Raw genomic sequence first — 14,437 nt, forward strand, 5'->3', positions numbered from 1 at the left:
TTCTGCCGGGACCTCCTGAACCAGTTGGCAAGTGACGTGGGTTTCAGCCCCTCAGTGGGGTCACGTTCACTACGCTGATGGCGGCCGTGGACGTGTCTTCCGGACCAGCAGCGTCATCCGGGTCCCCGACTGCTGAGTGGCCGGACGTTGCGTCGGCCTTGGCTGGCTGTTCCCCTTCCGGGACCGGAGCCACGGACACCGGGGCGGAACCGTCATCGGGAATGGCTGCGACGCTGACCGCCGGCAGAACGCCGTCGGGTGATCCCGCGGGCATGGCCTCTTCGGCAGACGCGCGCTCTGCGCGTTCGGCTTCGTCCAGCCTTGCCTGTTCTTCGATGTCGTCGGCAAGGGACTGGAGCATGGACTCAGCCTCCGCGGTCATCTCCTCGTGCCCGGCGGCCATGGCCTTGACCAGGTATTGGGCCAGGGCGAACTCGGCGAGCAAGGCCGCCCGCCGCAGCAGATGGCCGTCCGGCGTCTCGCGTCGGACCTGGGTGTACCGTGCCAGGACCGCGTCGATGAACGGCGCTTCGTTGGAGGCCACCAGCCAGGCGAAGTCGTCGGCGGGGTCTCCGATCCGGAGATCCGTCCAGCCGGTGACCGCGGTCACGGCGTCGTGCTGAACCATCAGGTTGTCTTCGTGCAGATCTCCGTGGACCACCGAGGTATTGAAGCGCCACAGCGCCACGTCCTCCAGGGCGTGCTCCCAGCGCCGAAGCAGCGCCGCCGGGATCTTGCCGGTGGTTGCGGCCTGGTCCAACTCGTTGAGCTTGCGTTGGCGGAACTCGTTGGCCGAGTAACTGGGCAGATCGGCGCTGGTGACCAGCGCCAGCGGCAGGTCGTGGATCGCTGCCAGGGCAGATCCGATGTCCCGGGCGAGGTCCGCGTTGCCGGCGGACAGTTCCTCAATGGAGAGCGTGGCGCCCTGCAAATGGGCATAGACGAACGTCGTCAGGTCCCCTTGCCGCACGGTCCCGGCGATGGTGGGCACGTGGAACGGCAATTCAGCCCTGATGGCCGGGGCGAACGCGCGGAGGATCATGAATTCAGATTCCAGCCGGGTGCTTGCCTCGGGATGGCGGGGAGATCGGACACGCCACCGCTTGCCTTCCGCGTCAAGCAACAGCGCCGAATCGAAGTCGGCGTCGTCATCGGAAGAATGAGCCGTAGCCGTCGGCGCCAATCCAGGCACCGCCGCAGTTGCTACAGCGGCCAGTTCAAGCGGTGTTCTTCTCACGTCTCCAACGGTAGATTGAGCGGAGCCGATGGCCATGATGCAGTGCGGCGAGTCTCCAGATCCGTAGCAAAACAGGACTTCAGGGCACCTCGAAGCGACTGTCCGGCCGTATCCACATCAAGGGCCCGCCAAATGTTCTTTGTCGGCATGAGTCAGTACGGTAGATACATGAGCTACACGGAGTCTCCTGCGCCGGCCAATCACCTCATGGACACTGTCCTTCCAGTGCGTCCTGCCGTGGTGGACCGTGGCTCGGGTGCCCGCCTCAAGCCGGGCATGGTGGAGGACCTGATCGCCTCGGGAACCGCCCAGGCCATGGTCATTTCGCAGCGCAAGGCCCTTGTGACGGAGCAGGGGCTCTGGTTCGGTGATGCGCTCCGCCTGTGGGAGGCCCTGAACCTGGCAGAGGACAACCCGGCGACTGCAATCTACCTGGGCACCACCTTGGGTCCATCCTCCCTTCCGGAAGGCAGCGCAGTGCTGCTGTTCACGGTCGCTCAGCCCCCGGCGCCAGGCACGTCGCTGATACCTGCTGACGCTCAGTGGGCGGGCTTCCGCGAGGTCGCCGGAAGGCTCGACGCCAGCGATACTGCGTTGTTCATCGAAGCCAGCGCCATCAGCAACTGGCATGCAACACATACACACTGCCCGCAGTGCGGTACTCCTACGGACCTGGAAGCAGGCGGGTGGGTGAGGCGCTGCCCCAGGGACAACTCCGAGCACTATCCCCGGACGGACCCGGCCATTATTGTCACGGTGGTGGGCCCGGACGGCCGTCTGCTCTTGGGCGGCGGCGGTCCCACGGACGCGAAGAACTACTCCACCCTGGCCGGATTCGTCGAGCCGGGCGAATCCCTGGAGCAGGCCGTGGTCCGGGAAATCGGGGAGGAAGTCGGTGTCCGCGTGACCGCGTGCCAGTATCTGGGCTCGCAGTCCTGGCCGTTCCCGGCTTCGCTCATGTTGGGTTTTACGGCCACCACCAGCGATTCCGTCGCCAAGCCCGACGGCGTCGAGGTCACCCGTGCGCGGTGGTTCAGCCGCGAGGAACTGCAGGCCGCCGTGCTGAGCGGTGAAATCACCATTTCCACCAGGCTGTCCATCGCACGGTCCCTGATTGAGCATTGGTACGGCGGCGTCATCGAAGACCTCCAGCCGTGACCCAAGGCATGGTTGACGCCGACGGTTCGCTGGAAGAACGAATACTCGGTGGTTTGGACGAGGAACAGCGGGAAGTCGCCGGCACCTTGACGGGCCCCCTCTGTGTCCTTGCCGGTGCGGGCACGGGCAAGACGCGGGCCATTACCCACCGGATCGCCTATGGGGTGCACTCGGGGGTTTACTCCCCGCAAAGGCTGCTGGCCGTTACGTTTACGGCACGGGCGGCGGCCGAGATGCGCAGCAGGCTACGGGATCTCGGCGTTCCCAACGTCCAGGCGCGGACCTTCCACGCTGCGGCGCTGCGGCAGCTGCAGTTTTTCTGGCCGCAGGCAATCGGCGGAACTTTGCCTAACCTGTTGGACCATAAAGCCACCATGATCGCCGAGGCCTCGCGGAGGCTCCGGCTCAGCACGGACCGTGCTTCCATCCGGGATCTTGCCGCAGAGATTGAATGGGCCAAGGTTTCCATGCTGACCCCGGCGAACTACCTTGAGAACGCAAAGGACAGGGGCACCCCCGGCGGTTTCGACCTGACGGCCGTTTCCCGGGTGTTCCAGGCTTACGAGGACATCAAGACGGACCGCAACGTCATCGACTTTGAAGATGTGCTGCTCATTACCGTGGGCATCCTGCAAGAGGATCCGAAGGTGGCGGCCACGGTCCGGGAACAATACCGGCATTTCGTCGTGGATGAATACCAGGACGTTTCACCGCTCCAACAGCGGCTTCTGGATCTTTGGCTGGGGGGCCGTGACGAGCTGTGCGTGGTGGGTGATGCCAGCCAGACCATCTATTCATTCACGGGAGCTTCCCCGAAGCACCTCCTCGGATTCAAGGCGCAGTATCCCCAAGCCACAGTGGTCAAGCTCGTCCGCGATTACCGCTCAACGCCCCAGGTGGTGAAACTGGCAAACGACCTCCTCGGTTCCAGGCGCAGCGGCGGGCCGGTGGCAGATGCCGCGTGGGCCCCGCCGCTCAAGCTTGTCGCGCAGCGGCCTTCCGGACCCGAGCCACGTTTCCTTGAATGCCCGGACGACGAAGCCGAAGCTGCAGTGGTTGCCGGTAAGATCCAGGAGTTGCTGGATGCCGGTGTCAAGGCAAGCGAGATTGCCATTCTCTTCCGTACCAACGGCCAGTCAGAAGCCTATGAACAGGCCTTGGCATCGGCCGGCATCGGGTACCAGCTCCGCGGCGGCGAGAGGTTCTTCGCCCGAAAGGAGGTCCGCGACGCCATCCTGCAGTTGCGGGCCGCGACCCGGGCCGTCCAGGAAGGAACCCCGGAACCCCTGGGCCAGCTGGTCAGGGACATCATTGCCTCCCTTGGTTACACGGACACAGCCCCGCATAGCGGTGGGGCCCTCCGGGAGCGCTGGGAATCGTTGGCTGCCTTGGTGGCCTTGGCTGACGAACTTGCTGTCAGCCGGGGGGAGTCCTTCAGCTTGGCGGAGTTCGTCAATGAGCTGCAGGAACGCTCCGTTGCCCAGCATGCGCCCACCGTCCAGGGAGTCACTCTTGCCTCCTTGCATGCCGCGAAAGGCCTGGAATGGGATGCCGTTTTCCTGGTTGGGCTCAGCGAAGGACTCATGCCCATATCCTTCGCGGATTCTCCCGAAGACGTGGATGAGGAACGCCGGCTGCTGTATGTCGGAATCACCCGTGCGCGGGAACACCTCAATCTGTCGTGGTCGGCGGCCCGGACACCGGGTGGCCGGGCCAACCGCAAGCCGTCTCGGTTCCTTGACGGCCTTCGCCCTGATTCTGTCGCATCGGCGAACGCCAGGAGCCGCGCGGGTGCGCCTCGTCGAAAAGCCGCTGCACCGGCGTCGTGCCGTGTCTGCGGGAGCATGCTCGCCACCGGAGCCGAACGCAAAGTGGGGCGCTGCAACCAATGTCCCCCCAGCTATCAGGAACAGACCTTCGAAGCGCTCCGCCAGTGGCGTCGCGAGGAGGCCCAATCGGCAGACGTGCCCGCTTACGTGGTTTTCACCGACGCCACTTTGACGGCCATAGCGGAGGCGCGGCCGGAAACCCTGGAGCAATTGGCGGGACTCGCCGGAGTGGGGCCGTCAAAGCTGGAGCGCTATGGGGAGGCCGTGTTGGAGGTACTCACTGAAAGCGCAGAGACCTGATGGCGGACGAGATTCCCCTTCGCACCGATGACGGGGCTCCCGTCATAGTGCGCCGTTCCGCGCGCCGTCGGCGCACGGTCGCAGCTTTTTGGGAGGACGGCAATGCCGTTGTGGCCATCCCCGCCAGTTTCACCAAGGCGCAGGAACGCGAATGGGTTCGCCGGATGTTGGCCAAGCTCAAGGCCAAGGGCGAACGCCGGGGGAGCGGCGACGGGAGAAGGCGTCCGTCGTCGGACTCTGCTTTGGCGCAGCACGCTGCCCTGTTGTCCCGCACCTACCTCGGTGGCCGCGCTGTTCCGACGTCGGTCCGCTGGGTGACCAACCAGAACTCACGCTGGGGCTCGGCTACTCCGTCCGAGGGCACCATCCGGCTCTCGCACAAGCTGCAGCCCATGCCCCAGTGGGTTGTCGACTATGTCCTGCTGCATGAACTGGCGCATCTTCTGGTGGCCGGGCACAACGCTGCGTTTTGGCGTCTGCTGGAGGCCTACCCGGAAACGGAAAGGGCAAAGGCGTTCCTCGAAGGCGTGAGCTTTGCCACCTCCCGCGGCTTGGGCGAAGGCCCCGCCTCGGTGGACACAGACGAGGATTAAGCAGCAGTGGCCGCCCGGTTTTCCGGGGCGGCCACCGTCAGGCGCTATTTGGAGGGCGCTTCAGGTTCTCCCTCATCAGGGCCGGAGCCGCCGGAAGGTTCGTCGGACGGCGAGTCACTGCCCGCTTCATCCGAAGAGTCGTATCCACCGCTCAGGAGCTTTTGCAGAGCATCGTCCACTTCGCTGTCGCTCGCTTCCGCCAGGCGGCGGCGTTCCGAGAAACCCTTGGGGTCGTCCAGGTCCTCGCCCGTTGGCAGGAGGTCCGGGTGGTGCCAAATGGCGTCCCGTCCGGCAATCCCGCGTTCTTCCTTGAGCGTGGCCCACAGCGTCGCAGCGTCACGGAGCCGTCGGGGCCTCAGTTCCAGTCCTACCAGGGAAGAGAACGCGTGTTCCGCAGGTCCGCCGGTAGCGCGCCGGCGCCGCACCATCTCGCGCAGTGCAGTGGCGGACGGCAACAACTTTTCGGTGGCTTCCGCGGTGAGCTCGTCAACCCAGCCTTCCACTAGTGCCAGCGCCGTTTCGAGCTTTTCGAGGGCGGCCGTCTGGACCGGGGTGCGTTCGGGCGTGAAGACACCCTGGGACAGGGCTTCCTGGATACCCTCGGGGTTGCTGGGATCCAGGTCCCGGGCCAGGTCTTCGATCCGGGACATATCGATGTGGATACCGCGGGCGTAGGCTTCGATGGCGCCCAGCAAATGTCCGCGGAGCCAGGGAACCTGGACGAACAACCGGGCGTGGGCGGCCTCGCGGACGGCCAGGAACAGCCGGACATCGTTCTCGGGCAGGCTGAGTCCTTCGCCGAACTTCGCAACGTTGGCAGGCAGCAAGGCCATTTCCAGGTCGGCGAGCGGGACCCCGATGTCCGTTGAGCTGACCACTTCGGCAGACAGGGCTCCGATCGCCTGGCCCAGTTGCATGCCGAAGATGGCTCCGCCCATGTTTTGCAGCATGGACGATGCGCCGCCCATCATGGACTTCATTTCTTCGGGCAGTTGCTGGCTGAGGGCGCCGGAGAGGGCATTGGCGATGCTGTTGGCTACGGGTTCCGTCAGCCGCTTCCAGGTGCCCAGTGTTGCCTCGACCCATTCGGCGCGGGACCAGGCCCGGCCGATCAGGCCGGTTGAGGGGAGGTCCGTCACGGGGTCGAGCCAGAGTTCCGCCAGACGGAGGGCTTCGTCGATCTCGCGCTTTTGCGTCGAGTTCACGGAGGGGTCGCTGCCCGCGGCGGCGACGCGTCGGGCGTTCTCGTGGGCCAGTTGCCAGTTGACGGGTCCTTCGGAGGTGGAACTCATCATGGCCTGCACCTGGGCGAACATCTGCTGCAACAGTTGCGGATCGTTGGGCAGTCCGGCCGCTTTGGCGAGTTCGGCGGGATCGATGTTGCCCATTCCCTGGCCGCCCATCAGGTTCTGCAGCATTTCTGCCAGAGGGTCCTTGGGGTTGTCATCGTCGTTTGACGGGTTGTTGGGGTTGGTAGACATGGTGCCGCCGATCGTCGAACTGGCTGGTGATCACTTTCACCGTACCGCGCAGGGGAGGGGCTGTCTGCCTGCGGGCGGCGTAGTTCGCTGTAGGCAAAGCAGCCTTGCAAGGTCCGGACCGCGTAGTGTGGATGCTTGGTATGTTCCCTGTGCCGCTGCCGGCGGCAGGAGCGAAACTGCCGTCACGCAGTGCCGGCTGAGAGAGGCCTCAATGCTTACTTCGCCCAGTCCCGAGGGCTCGGTTGACCCGCGTCAAACGCCCGACGCCGATCCCTCCTCTGCGCCAGCGTCACCGCCGGGCGGCAGCCGCTACATGATCATGATCGTGTCCGGCCTCCTTGCCTTGGGGCTCGGTCTAGGCGCCGCTGCGTTGCCTGTTCCCTACGTGGTGGAATCTGCCGGCCCCACCTTCAATACCTTGGGCCAGGACGGCGACAAGCAGGTCATCACCATCTCGGGACGCGAGTCCTTCCCGGCGAAGGGCAATCTGGACCTCACCACCGTGGTGATGACGGGAGGTCCGAAGAGCCCGGCAACCATCTTTGACGTCTTCCGTGCCTGGTTGGACAAATCCAAGGCCATCTACCCGGAGGAGCTCATCTATCCCAAGGGGACAACTGCGGAGCAGACCGTCCAACAAGGCGAGATCGCCATGGAGACGTCCCAGGAAAACGCCGTTGCCGCAGCCCTGCGGGAGTTGGACATTCCGTTCGAGCAGCGTCTTACCGTCGCGGGTCTTTCGGATGCTTCACCATCCGCCGGCAAAGTCCAGGACGGGGACCGGTTGGTCTCCATCAACGGCAAGCCGGTCACATCCATGAGCGTCATCCAGACGGAGTTGTCAGCGGGAGCCGGGGCTCCGGCAACGGTTGTGGTTGAACGGAACGGTTCGGTTGTCACGGAAACCGTGACGCCAACCAAGAACTCCAACGACCGATACGTGCTGGGGGTCCTTCTTTCCAGTGATTTCACCTTCCCGTTCGATGTGAAGATTTCGCTGGACAACGTTGGCGGACCGAGTGCCGGGATGATGTTTGCCCTGGGGATTGTGGACAGCCTGACGCCGGGGGACATGACCGGCGGCAAACACGTGGCCGGAACGGGAACCATTACCGCGGACGGTGCCGTGGGAGCCATTGGCGGGATCGCGCAGAAAATGATCGGTGCCAGGGACCACGGGGCCACCATGTTCCTTGCCCCTGCAGCGAATTGCGCCGACGTGGTTGGTCATGTGCCTGATGGTCTCCAAGTGGTCAAGGTGGAAACACTGGCTGATGCCACCACTGCCGTGGAACGGCTCGGCAGCGGCAAGGACACGTCAAGCCTTCCCACCTGCACAAACAACTAGACTGGCGGTGGAACTTAGCTCCACCGCCACTCGTGGCATATATGACGGCTCTGCCTGCACCCAGCGGTGAAGCTGTCAAAGCACACGCACACCGACTTTTAATTGACGACCACCAATGAGGTACAGAGTTTGTCCCGTCCCGCCAGCTCCAGCCCGCCCGGAAGATCGCCGCTGAGACGAGGTGCCCTGACTCCGACGCTGATCGTCGTAGCCGTGGCGGTCGTCGGTTTCATATTCTTCGCCAACGTGTGGACAGATGTCCTGTGGTACCAGCAGTTGGGCTTCTTCGAGGTTTATATCCGCGAGAACCTTGCCCGGATCCTGACGTTCCTGGTTGGCTTCGCCATGATGTTCGCGGCCGTCTTCTTCGCCATCCGGATCGCGTACCGCTCACGCCCGGTCTATGCCCCTGACGCGGAGTCGCGCGACAACCTCAACCGGTACCAGGCGCAGCTCGAGCCGGTACGCCGCGTGGTCATGATCGGCCTGCCCATCCTCTTCGGCCTTTTTGCCGGGAGCGCCGCAGCCAGCCAGTGGCAGAAGGTCCTCCTGTTCTTCAACCAGGAACCGTTTGGCCAAACTGACCCGCTGTTCAACATGGACATCAGTTTCTACCTCATGTCCCTGCCCTTCCTGGGCTTCATCACCGGATTCCTCATCAGTATCGCGGTGGTTGCCGGAATCGCGGGCATCCTGACGCACTACCTCTACGGCAGCATCCGCCTCATGGAGCGGGGAATCTTCACCAGCCGGGCTGCGCAGATCCACATTGCCGTAACGGGCGCGTTCTTCCTGCTGCTGCTCGGCGTCAACTTCTGGCTGGACCGTTACACGACGGTCCAGAGTGCTTCGGGACGTTGGGCTGGTGCGCTCTACACCGATGTGAACGCCGTGGTTCCCACCAAGGCGATTCTCGCAGTGGCCGCCGGCCTCGTAGCCATCCTGTTCATCGTGGCAGCGGTCATCGGCCGCTGGCGCCTTCCGGTTATCGGAACGGCCATGCTGATCATCACGGCCATCCTTGCCGGAGGCGTTTATCCATGGGTCATCCAGCAGTTCCAGGTACGCCCGTCCGAAAACACGCTGGAGCGGGAATTCATCGGCCGCAACATCAACATGACCCGGGCTGCCTATGGCTTGGACAAGATCGATGTGTCCGCCTATAACGCCACCACCACTGCAACGAGCGGTGCCTTGGCCAAGGACGCGCAGACGGCCGCCAACATCCGTCTCCTGGACCCGAACCTGATCTCGTCGGCGTTCTCCCAGCTTGAGCAGTACCGCCCTTACTACCAGTTCCCGCAGACGCTCAACGTAGACCGCTACACGGTCGACGGGAAGGTGCAGGACACTGTCATCGCTGTTCGCGAACTGAACCCGGATGGCCTGAGCGCCAACCAGCAAACCTGGGTCAACCGGCACATTGTCTACACGCACGGTTACGGCGTGGTGGCCGCAAAGGGCAACAAGTTCACCGCCGACGGCAAGCCGGATTTCCTTCAATCGGGAATTCCTTCCAGCGGTGTCCTGGGTAACGACTCCAGCTACCAGCCGCGCATCTACTTCGGTGAAAACTCGCCGGAATACTCCATCGTGGGTGCTCCGGAAGGTGCCCCGCACCGTGAGCAGGACCGTCCGGCCGGCAGGGAAGGCAGCGGTGAAACCCAGTACACCTTCACCGGCAACGGCGGGCCGAACGTCGGAAACTGGCTGAACAGGATCCTGTACTCCATCAAGTTCCAGTCTTCGGACCTGCTGCTTTCCGACGGCGTTAATGAGAAGTCGCAGATCCTTTACGACCGCAACCCGCGCGACCGCGTCGAGAAGCTGGCACCGTACCTCACCGTGGATGGAAATGCCTATCCTGCCGTAGTTGACGGACGCGTCAAGTGGATCGTTGATGGCTACACCACCAGCCAGTACTTCCCGTACTCCCAGCCACAGCAGCTCCAGAACGCTACTGCCGACTCGCAGACGAGTGCCGGACGCACTGTTGCCCTGCCCAACAGTTCGGTCAACTACATCCGCAACTCGGTCAAGGCCACGGTGGATGCCTATGACGGCTCGGTGACGCTTTATGCGTGGGACGACCAGGACCCCATCCTCAAGGCCTGGCAGAAAGTCTTCCCCACCACGTTGAAGCCGTTCACTGAGATGTCCGGTGACCTTATGAGCCACGTCCGGTACCCGGAAGACCTCTTCAAGGTCCAGCGTGAACTGCTGGGACGCTACCACGTCACGGATGCGGACAGCTTCTACCAGAACAACGATGCGTGGAGCGTTCCGAACGATCCCACGGTGTCCGAAGCAGTGAAGCAGCCGCCGTTCTACATGTCCCTGCAGATGCCGGACCAGGACAAGCCTGCTTTCCAGCTGACGTCCTCCTTCATCCCACAGACGGTGAACGGCAGTGCAAGGAACATCTTGTACGGATTCCTGGCCGCTGATTCCGACGCCGGTAACGTCAAGGGGGTCAAGGCCGACAGTTATGGCCAGTTGAGGTTGCTCCAGCTGCCCACCGACACGCAGGTCCCGGGTCCGGGCCAGGCGCAGAACAAGTTCAACTCCGATCCCACAGTTTCGCAGGCTCTGAACCTGCTGCGGCAGGGTGCCTCGGATGTCTTGAACGGCAACTTGCTGACCCTGCCGGTTGGCGGCGGCTTGCTGTATGTGCAGCCGGTTTACCTGAAGTCGACCGGTGAGACCTCCTACCCAACGCTGCAGCGCGTCCTGGTGGCTTTCGGCGACAAGATCGGCTTTGCGCCGACATTGGATGAGGCCCTGGACCAGTTGTTTGGAGGCAACTCCGGTGCCACAGCCGGCGACTCGGACAACAACGGCCAGACCCCGGCCACTCCGCCGGGGACAACCACCCCACCGGAAGGCAGCACGGATGCCAAGGCAGACCTCAAGGCAGCCCTCGATGAGGCCAACAAGGCAATCGTGGATGGCCAGGCTGCCCTCGCCAAGGGTGACTTTGCGGGCTACGGAGACCAGCAGAACAAGCTGTCCGCGGCCCTTAAGAAGGCCCTTGACGCTGAAACCCGGCTGGGTGTGACGCCGGCGCCGACGGCTACCCCCAGCGCCACTCCAAGCGCGACGCCGTCTCCCTCGCCGAGCAACTAGCCCGGCAACGATTCACTGAGGCAGGTGCCCGTTCCTTTCAGGAGCGGGCACCTGCTGCATGTGGGGGAGATGCACATCACGTCGCCAGGATTTGGTCTCCCATTCACCGGACGGTAATGTTGTTCTTGCGACGCGGGGTGGAGCAGTTCGGTAGCTCGCTGGGCTCATAACCCAGAGGTCGCAGGTTCAAATCCTGCCCCCGCAACCACAGGGCCCTAGATTCCGCGGAATCTAGGGCCCTTCTCTTTTTCGAGGGGAGCAATTCCCCTCATTTACCCCCCGCTTTCGTTTTGGTAAGGGTTCGGAGTGCGATTAGCCTCCTCCTGCTCATAAGTGAAGCCTCCAAGAATCGACCGCGTGCGCTCACTCCATCCGGCCCGCCGGCCCTCCTCCCAGGCTTCCTCAAGGTCCACCTTCCGGTATCCCTCAGCTTCGAGGCGTTCGGCTACTTTTTGCCCCAGTTGCCAGCAATCTGGGCAGGCACCGGGGACGGATTCATCCGGGCTTCCGGTGTGGTGGCACTCGTAGCCAAGCTCGTCGGTTATAGCCACGGCAAGAACTTGGGGACTCTCCGGCACATTCGGGCTTGGAAGCTCGACCGTGCCTTCGCCGTTTTCGTCTAGCGTCATGATGATCTCCTCCGGGTGGTGTTCGGCGTTGTGGGCGTCTGCCCATGTTTGGGCGCGCTCCTGCTGCGGCCCGTTCTGGGCTACCCTGCAGGGCGGGCAGTTGGCTACCCACCGGCCGGGGATTCCAGGGTGCACAGTGGCGGTCACGCCTCGCCCCCAAGTGCAGCTTGGATGGCCTCCACAGTTGCGCAGGGGTAGAACGTGAAGAGGTCTACTAGGTCAGAGCACTGGTCGCACACTTTGCCGAGAATGTTTGGGTGACCGCTGTCAACGGGTTTGTGTAGTGCTTCTACGGCGTCCAGTGCGTTGTGCAGTTTGACCATGTCCTGCGGGGCTCCAGAGATGAAGGTGGAGTCCTGGCCGATGCAATCAGCGTCAGCCCCAGCGTGCTCCAGCATGTCCCGGACCTCTTCAGGCGAATACCAGGTCTGGTCAGGGACAGCCGCCTCGAGGCGGGCTTTCATCTGTTCCCGGCTCACGGTTTGAATGTTTCTCATGGCGCTTCTCCTTCGTTTAGAAAAGTGTGTCGCTTGGGGTTGATCCGCCGGGGCCGTAGTCCTCCTCCTCGAGGTCCCAGCGTTCGTCTGTTCGGGTGTCGGTTACCACGTCGTGGCCGCAATGCCGGCAGCGGGCGGCGTATATGTCACGCTCTTGGTCTTTCGGTCCTCGGTGATCATGATCGTGGGCTTCTCCGGCGGGCGCTTGCCCCACGCAATGAGGGACTCGTCAACTGCCCCGCACTTGGGCGTCGCTCCACTCGCCCCATTCGATCGGTTCGCCGTCCCAACTGATGGGCAGGTCGTGCCGGCTGCTGACAAGTTTCACGCCGGCACCTTCCGGCCGTCGTTGGTCAGGATCCACTCACGGCCGGTCCAGTCCATGTATGGGACCTTCTCCGGGTCCGCTGCTGCGGAGATCCGGAAGCCTCGGCCGGTTGCCTGCGCCGGCTGGCTCTCGATCCATCCGTGGCACTCGGTGGTGGCGGAGCCGCAAACGAGGACGAGGTTAGCGGCAAGGTTGGTGGCCGCGGCCCTACTCCCTCCCATGCCGCGGGCCCTTCGGTGCTGCAAGGAGTACCAGCCGTCCTTTACCTGGACGGGCCGGCCGCAATACTGGCAGGTGTTGAGGTCGCGCGCGATTACCTGCTGGCGTACAGCTTGCGTGGGCCCACGACCACGTTCTTTGGACACTTTGCCTCCTCTGATCTACTGTGGACGTGTTCTCTCTTGTTGGGTGAGGGTGGAGGACCCCCGGACTTGGGCCGTCCGGGGGTCCTTTTTCTATTTGCCGCTGCGGAGGTCCGCGGCGATGCAGCGCTCAACCTCGGCGGCTTGGGCTTCCGTGTAGGTGGTGCCCTCGATCTCGAGTTCCTCGCTGTTGAAGGTCACTCGGCTTGCGGCGTCCGGCAGTCCCAGTCCGAAAGTGTCGGCGATCGACTTGACCAATTCGCGGCGGTTGATGTTTCCCATGGTGTGCTCCTGGTGGCTTGTTTCTTCCCTTGCTGACTCTCTAAGTTTAGCACGGTTAGGCGTGTATTGGCTATGAAAGTTGGCTAATCGGCTGGGAAATTTAGACGCCCTTGACCAAGTTTTGGAGCGTTTGGCGTGCGTCGGGTCCCTCGTGCGTGAGCTGGACATAGTGCCGGCGGGTGACGTCCGTTCCGACGTGCCCAAGCTGCCCGGCCGCGGTGGCGAGGTCCTCGGCGTTGTTGAGGACGGTGGCCACGGTCTTGCGGAAAACGTGGGGCGTAACCCATCCAAGCCCGGCCGGCGTAAGGACCTTTGTCATCTGCTTCCGGACGCTTCCCGGATCTCGGAGCGTGCCTTCGGTGCTCGGGAATATCACGTCGTGGACGTTGGCCACCGTGATGTTGATCCGCCGGCGCATGAGTGCCTGGGTAGCGAACGGCGGCAGCGCGAGCCGCCGGCGGCTGCTGCTGGACTTCGGGTGCTCCTGGCGGATAAGCCGGGACGGCTTTTCTTCCGTGCTGATGATCGTTCCGGTAATGGTCAGAGTGCCGGCCTCGAGATCCACGTCCTCCCAACGGGTCGCGAGCAGCTCGCCGATACGGGCACCGGTGGCAAGCAGCAGGTCCAGTATGTCAAGGAGGTCCTGAGTTGGTGGCCGGCCCCGGCGCGGTGCGCCTTCCTTGAGTGGCTCTCCAAGCTGCCAGCTCCGGACCGCGGCGCGGGCTGCCTTGATCTCGTCCACGGTCAGGGCCCGGACCTCTTTCGGCGTCACGGTGATGCCGGCGACGTCGCGGACCGGGTTGGTGTTCGCGGCACCGTGCCGGACGGCGAGGCCAAGCACTCCAGATAGCACGGAGCGGCAAACCTTCGCGGACGGCGCGCCGGTTGCCTCGGTGGTGGCCTTGAGGAAACGGTCGATGCGCGTAACTGAGCACTCGGAGATCATCAGGGCCCCAAGTCCTGGCAGGATGTGGTCCTCGAGGGCGTCCCGGTAGCGCTTGCGGCTGTTCTCTGCGAGGGCCGGCCACTTCTCGGCCTGCCATATCTCGGCGACGAACTGCAGCCGGCTTGAGGCGGTGATCTCGTCGCCGGCTGGCGCGGTCCTCGAGGTGAGGTCCGCTGTCAGGGCGGCGCGGGCCGCACCCTTGGTCTTGCCGGAGCGCTCGACGTCGCGCGTCCGGCCGTCGTAGTCCCGGAACCGGGCGCGCGCGCGATAACCGCCGGCTATCTGCTCAATGCGGATAGTGCCCCAAGTCCCAACGGGCAA

The 14,437-nt window shown here is 63.8% G+C and carries 12 protein-coding genes and 1 tRNA gene; 6 read left to right on the top strand and 7 right to left on the bottom strand.

The window, feature by feature from the left end; all coding sequences use genetic code 11:
- Positions 1-43: 43 nt before the first annotated feature.
- Complete coding sequence (locus tag ACIPY3_RS02355) at positions 44-1,237, bottom strand: phosphotransferase (RefSeq protein ID WP_400329580.1); 1,194 nt, start codon at positions 1,235-1,237, stop codon at positions 44-46.
- A 168-nt stretch (positions 1,238-1,405) separates the two neighbouring features.
- Here ACIPY3_RS02355 and nudC point away from each other — a divergent pair, with 168 nt between their 5' ends.
- Genes nudC through ACIPY3_RS02370 form a run of 3 tightly spaced genes read left to right on the top strand, consistent with a single transcriptional unit; the run spans position 1,406 to position 5,117 of the window.
- Positions 1,406-2,395: an NAD(+) diphosphatase gene (nudC, locus tag ACIPY3_RS02360; RefSeq protein ID WP_400329583.1), complete on the top strand. Its 990-nt coding sequence runs from the start codon at positions 1,406-1,408 to the stop codon at positions 2,393-2,395.
- An 8-nt stretch (positions 2,396-2,403) separates the two neighbouring features.
- The gene (locus tag ACIPY3_RS02365) at positions 2,404-4,524 is read left to right on the top strand and encodes an ATP-dependent DNA helicase UvrD2 (protein WP_400330596.1); all 2,121 of its coding nucleotides are present in this window, start codon (positions 2,404-2,406) and stop codon (positions 4,522-4,524) included.
- Positions 4,524-5,117, top strand: coding sequence for a M48 family metallopeptidase (locus ACIPY3_RS02370; RefSeq protein ID WP_400329586.1), 594 nt, complete (start codon positions 4,524-4,526; stop codon positions 5,115-5,117). Before ACIPY3_RS02365 ends, ACIPY3_RS02370 begins: the two co-directional genes overlap by 1 nt.
- 44 nt (positions 5,118-5,161) lie before the next feature.
- Here the strand turns inward: ACIPY3_RS02370 and ACIPY3_RS02375 are convergent, their stop codons facing one another.
- Positions 5,162-6,598: a zinc-dependent metalloprotease gene (locus tag ACIPY3_RS02375; protein WP_400329588.1), complete on the bottom strand. Its 1,437-nt coding sequence runs from the start codon at positions 6,596-6,598 to the stop codon at positions 5,162-5,164.
- Between the two features lie 211 nt (positions 6,599-6,809).
- On the opposite strand from ACIPY3_RS02375, the gene ACIPY3_RS02380 reads away from it, so the two are divergent.
- From ACIPY3_RS02380 to ACIPY3_RS02390, 3 genes are all read left to right on the top strand, one after another.
- Entirely contained in the window at positions 6,810-7,946 is a 1,137-nt protein-coding gene (locus ACIPY3_RS02380) for a PDZ domain-containing protein (RefSeq protein ID WP_400329591.1), read from the top strand.
- 129 nt (positions 7,947-8,075) lie between these two features.
- Positions 8,076-11,072 carry a UPF0182 family protein gene (locus ACIPY3_RS02385; protein WP_400329594.1) on the top strand — a complete coding sequence of 999 codons (2,997 nt, stop codon included), beginning with the start codon at positions 8,076-8,078 and terminating at the stop codon, positions 11,070-11,072.
- 131 nt (positions 11,073-11,203) lie between these two features.
- Positions 11,204-11,280, top strand: a tRNA-Met gene (locus tag ACIPY3_RS02390).
- Positions 11,281-11,344: 64 nt separating this feature from the next.
- On the opposite strand, the gene ACIPY3_RS02395 is transcribed toward ACIPY3_RS02390, so the two are convergent.
- From ACIPY3_RS02395 to ACIPY3_RS02415, 5 genes are all read right to left on the bottom strand, one after another.
- Positions 11,345-11,701, bottom strand: coding sequence for a hypothetical protein (locus ACIPY3_RS02395; protein ID WP_400329597.1), 357 nt, complete (start codon positions 11,699-11,701; stop codon positions 11,345-11,347).
- A 143-nt stretch (positions 11,702-11,844) separates the two neighbouring features.
- Entirely contained in the window at positions 11,845-12,198 is a 354-nt protein-coding gene (locus ACIPY3_RS02400) for a hypothetical protein (protein WP_400329600.1), read from the bottom strand.
- A gap of 324 nt (positions 12,199-12,522) precedes the next feature.
- Positions 12,523-12,747 carry a hypothetical protein gene (locus ACIPY3_RS02405; RefSeq protein WP_400329603.1) on the bottom strand — a complete coding sequence of 75 codons (225 nt, stop codon included), beginning with the start codon at positions 12,745-12,747 and terminating at the stop codon, positions 12,523-12,525.
- Between the two features lie 234 nt (positions 12,748-12,981).
- Positions 12,982-13,170, bottom strand: a complete 189-nt coding sequence (locus ACIPY3_RS02410; RefSeq protein WP_400329606.1) for a hypothetical protein — start codon at positions 13,168-13,170, stop codon at positions 12,982-12,984.
- Positions 13,171-13,270: 100 nt separating this feature from the next.
- Complete coding sequence (locus ACIPY3_RS02415; protein WP_400329609.1) at positions 13,271-14,437, bottom strand: tyrosine-type recombinase/integrase; 1,167 nt, start codon at positions 14,435-14,437, stop codon at positions 13,271-13,273.

The organism is Paenarthrobacter sp. NPDC089714 (assembly GCF_044748905.1).
Lineage (GTDB): Bacteria > Actinomycetota > Actinomycetes > Actinomycetales > Micrococcaceae > Arthrobacter.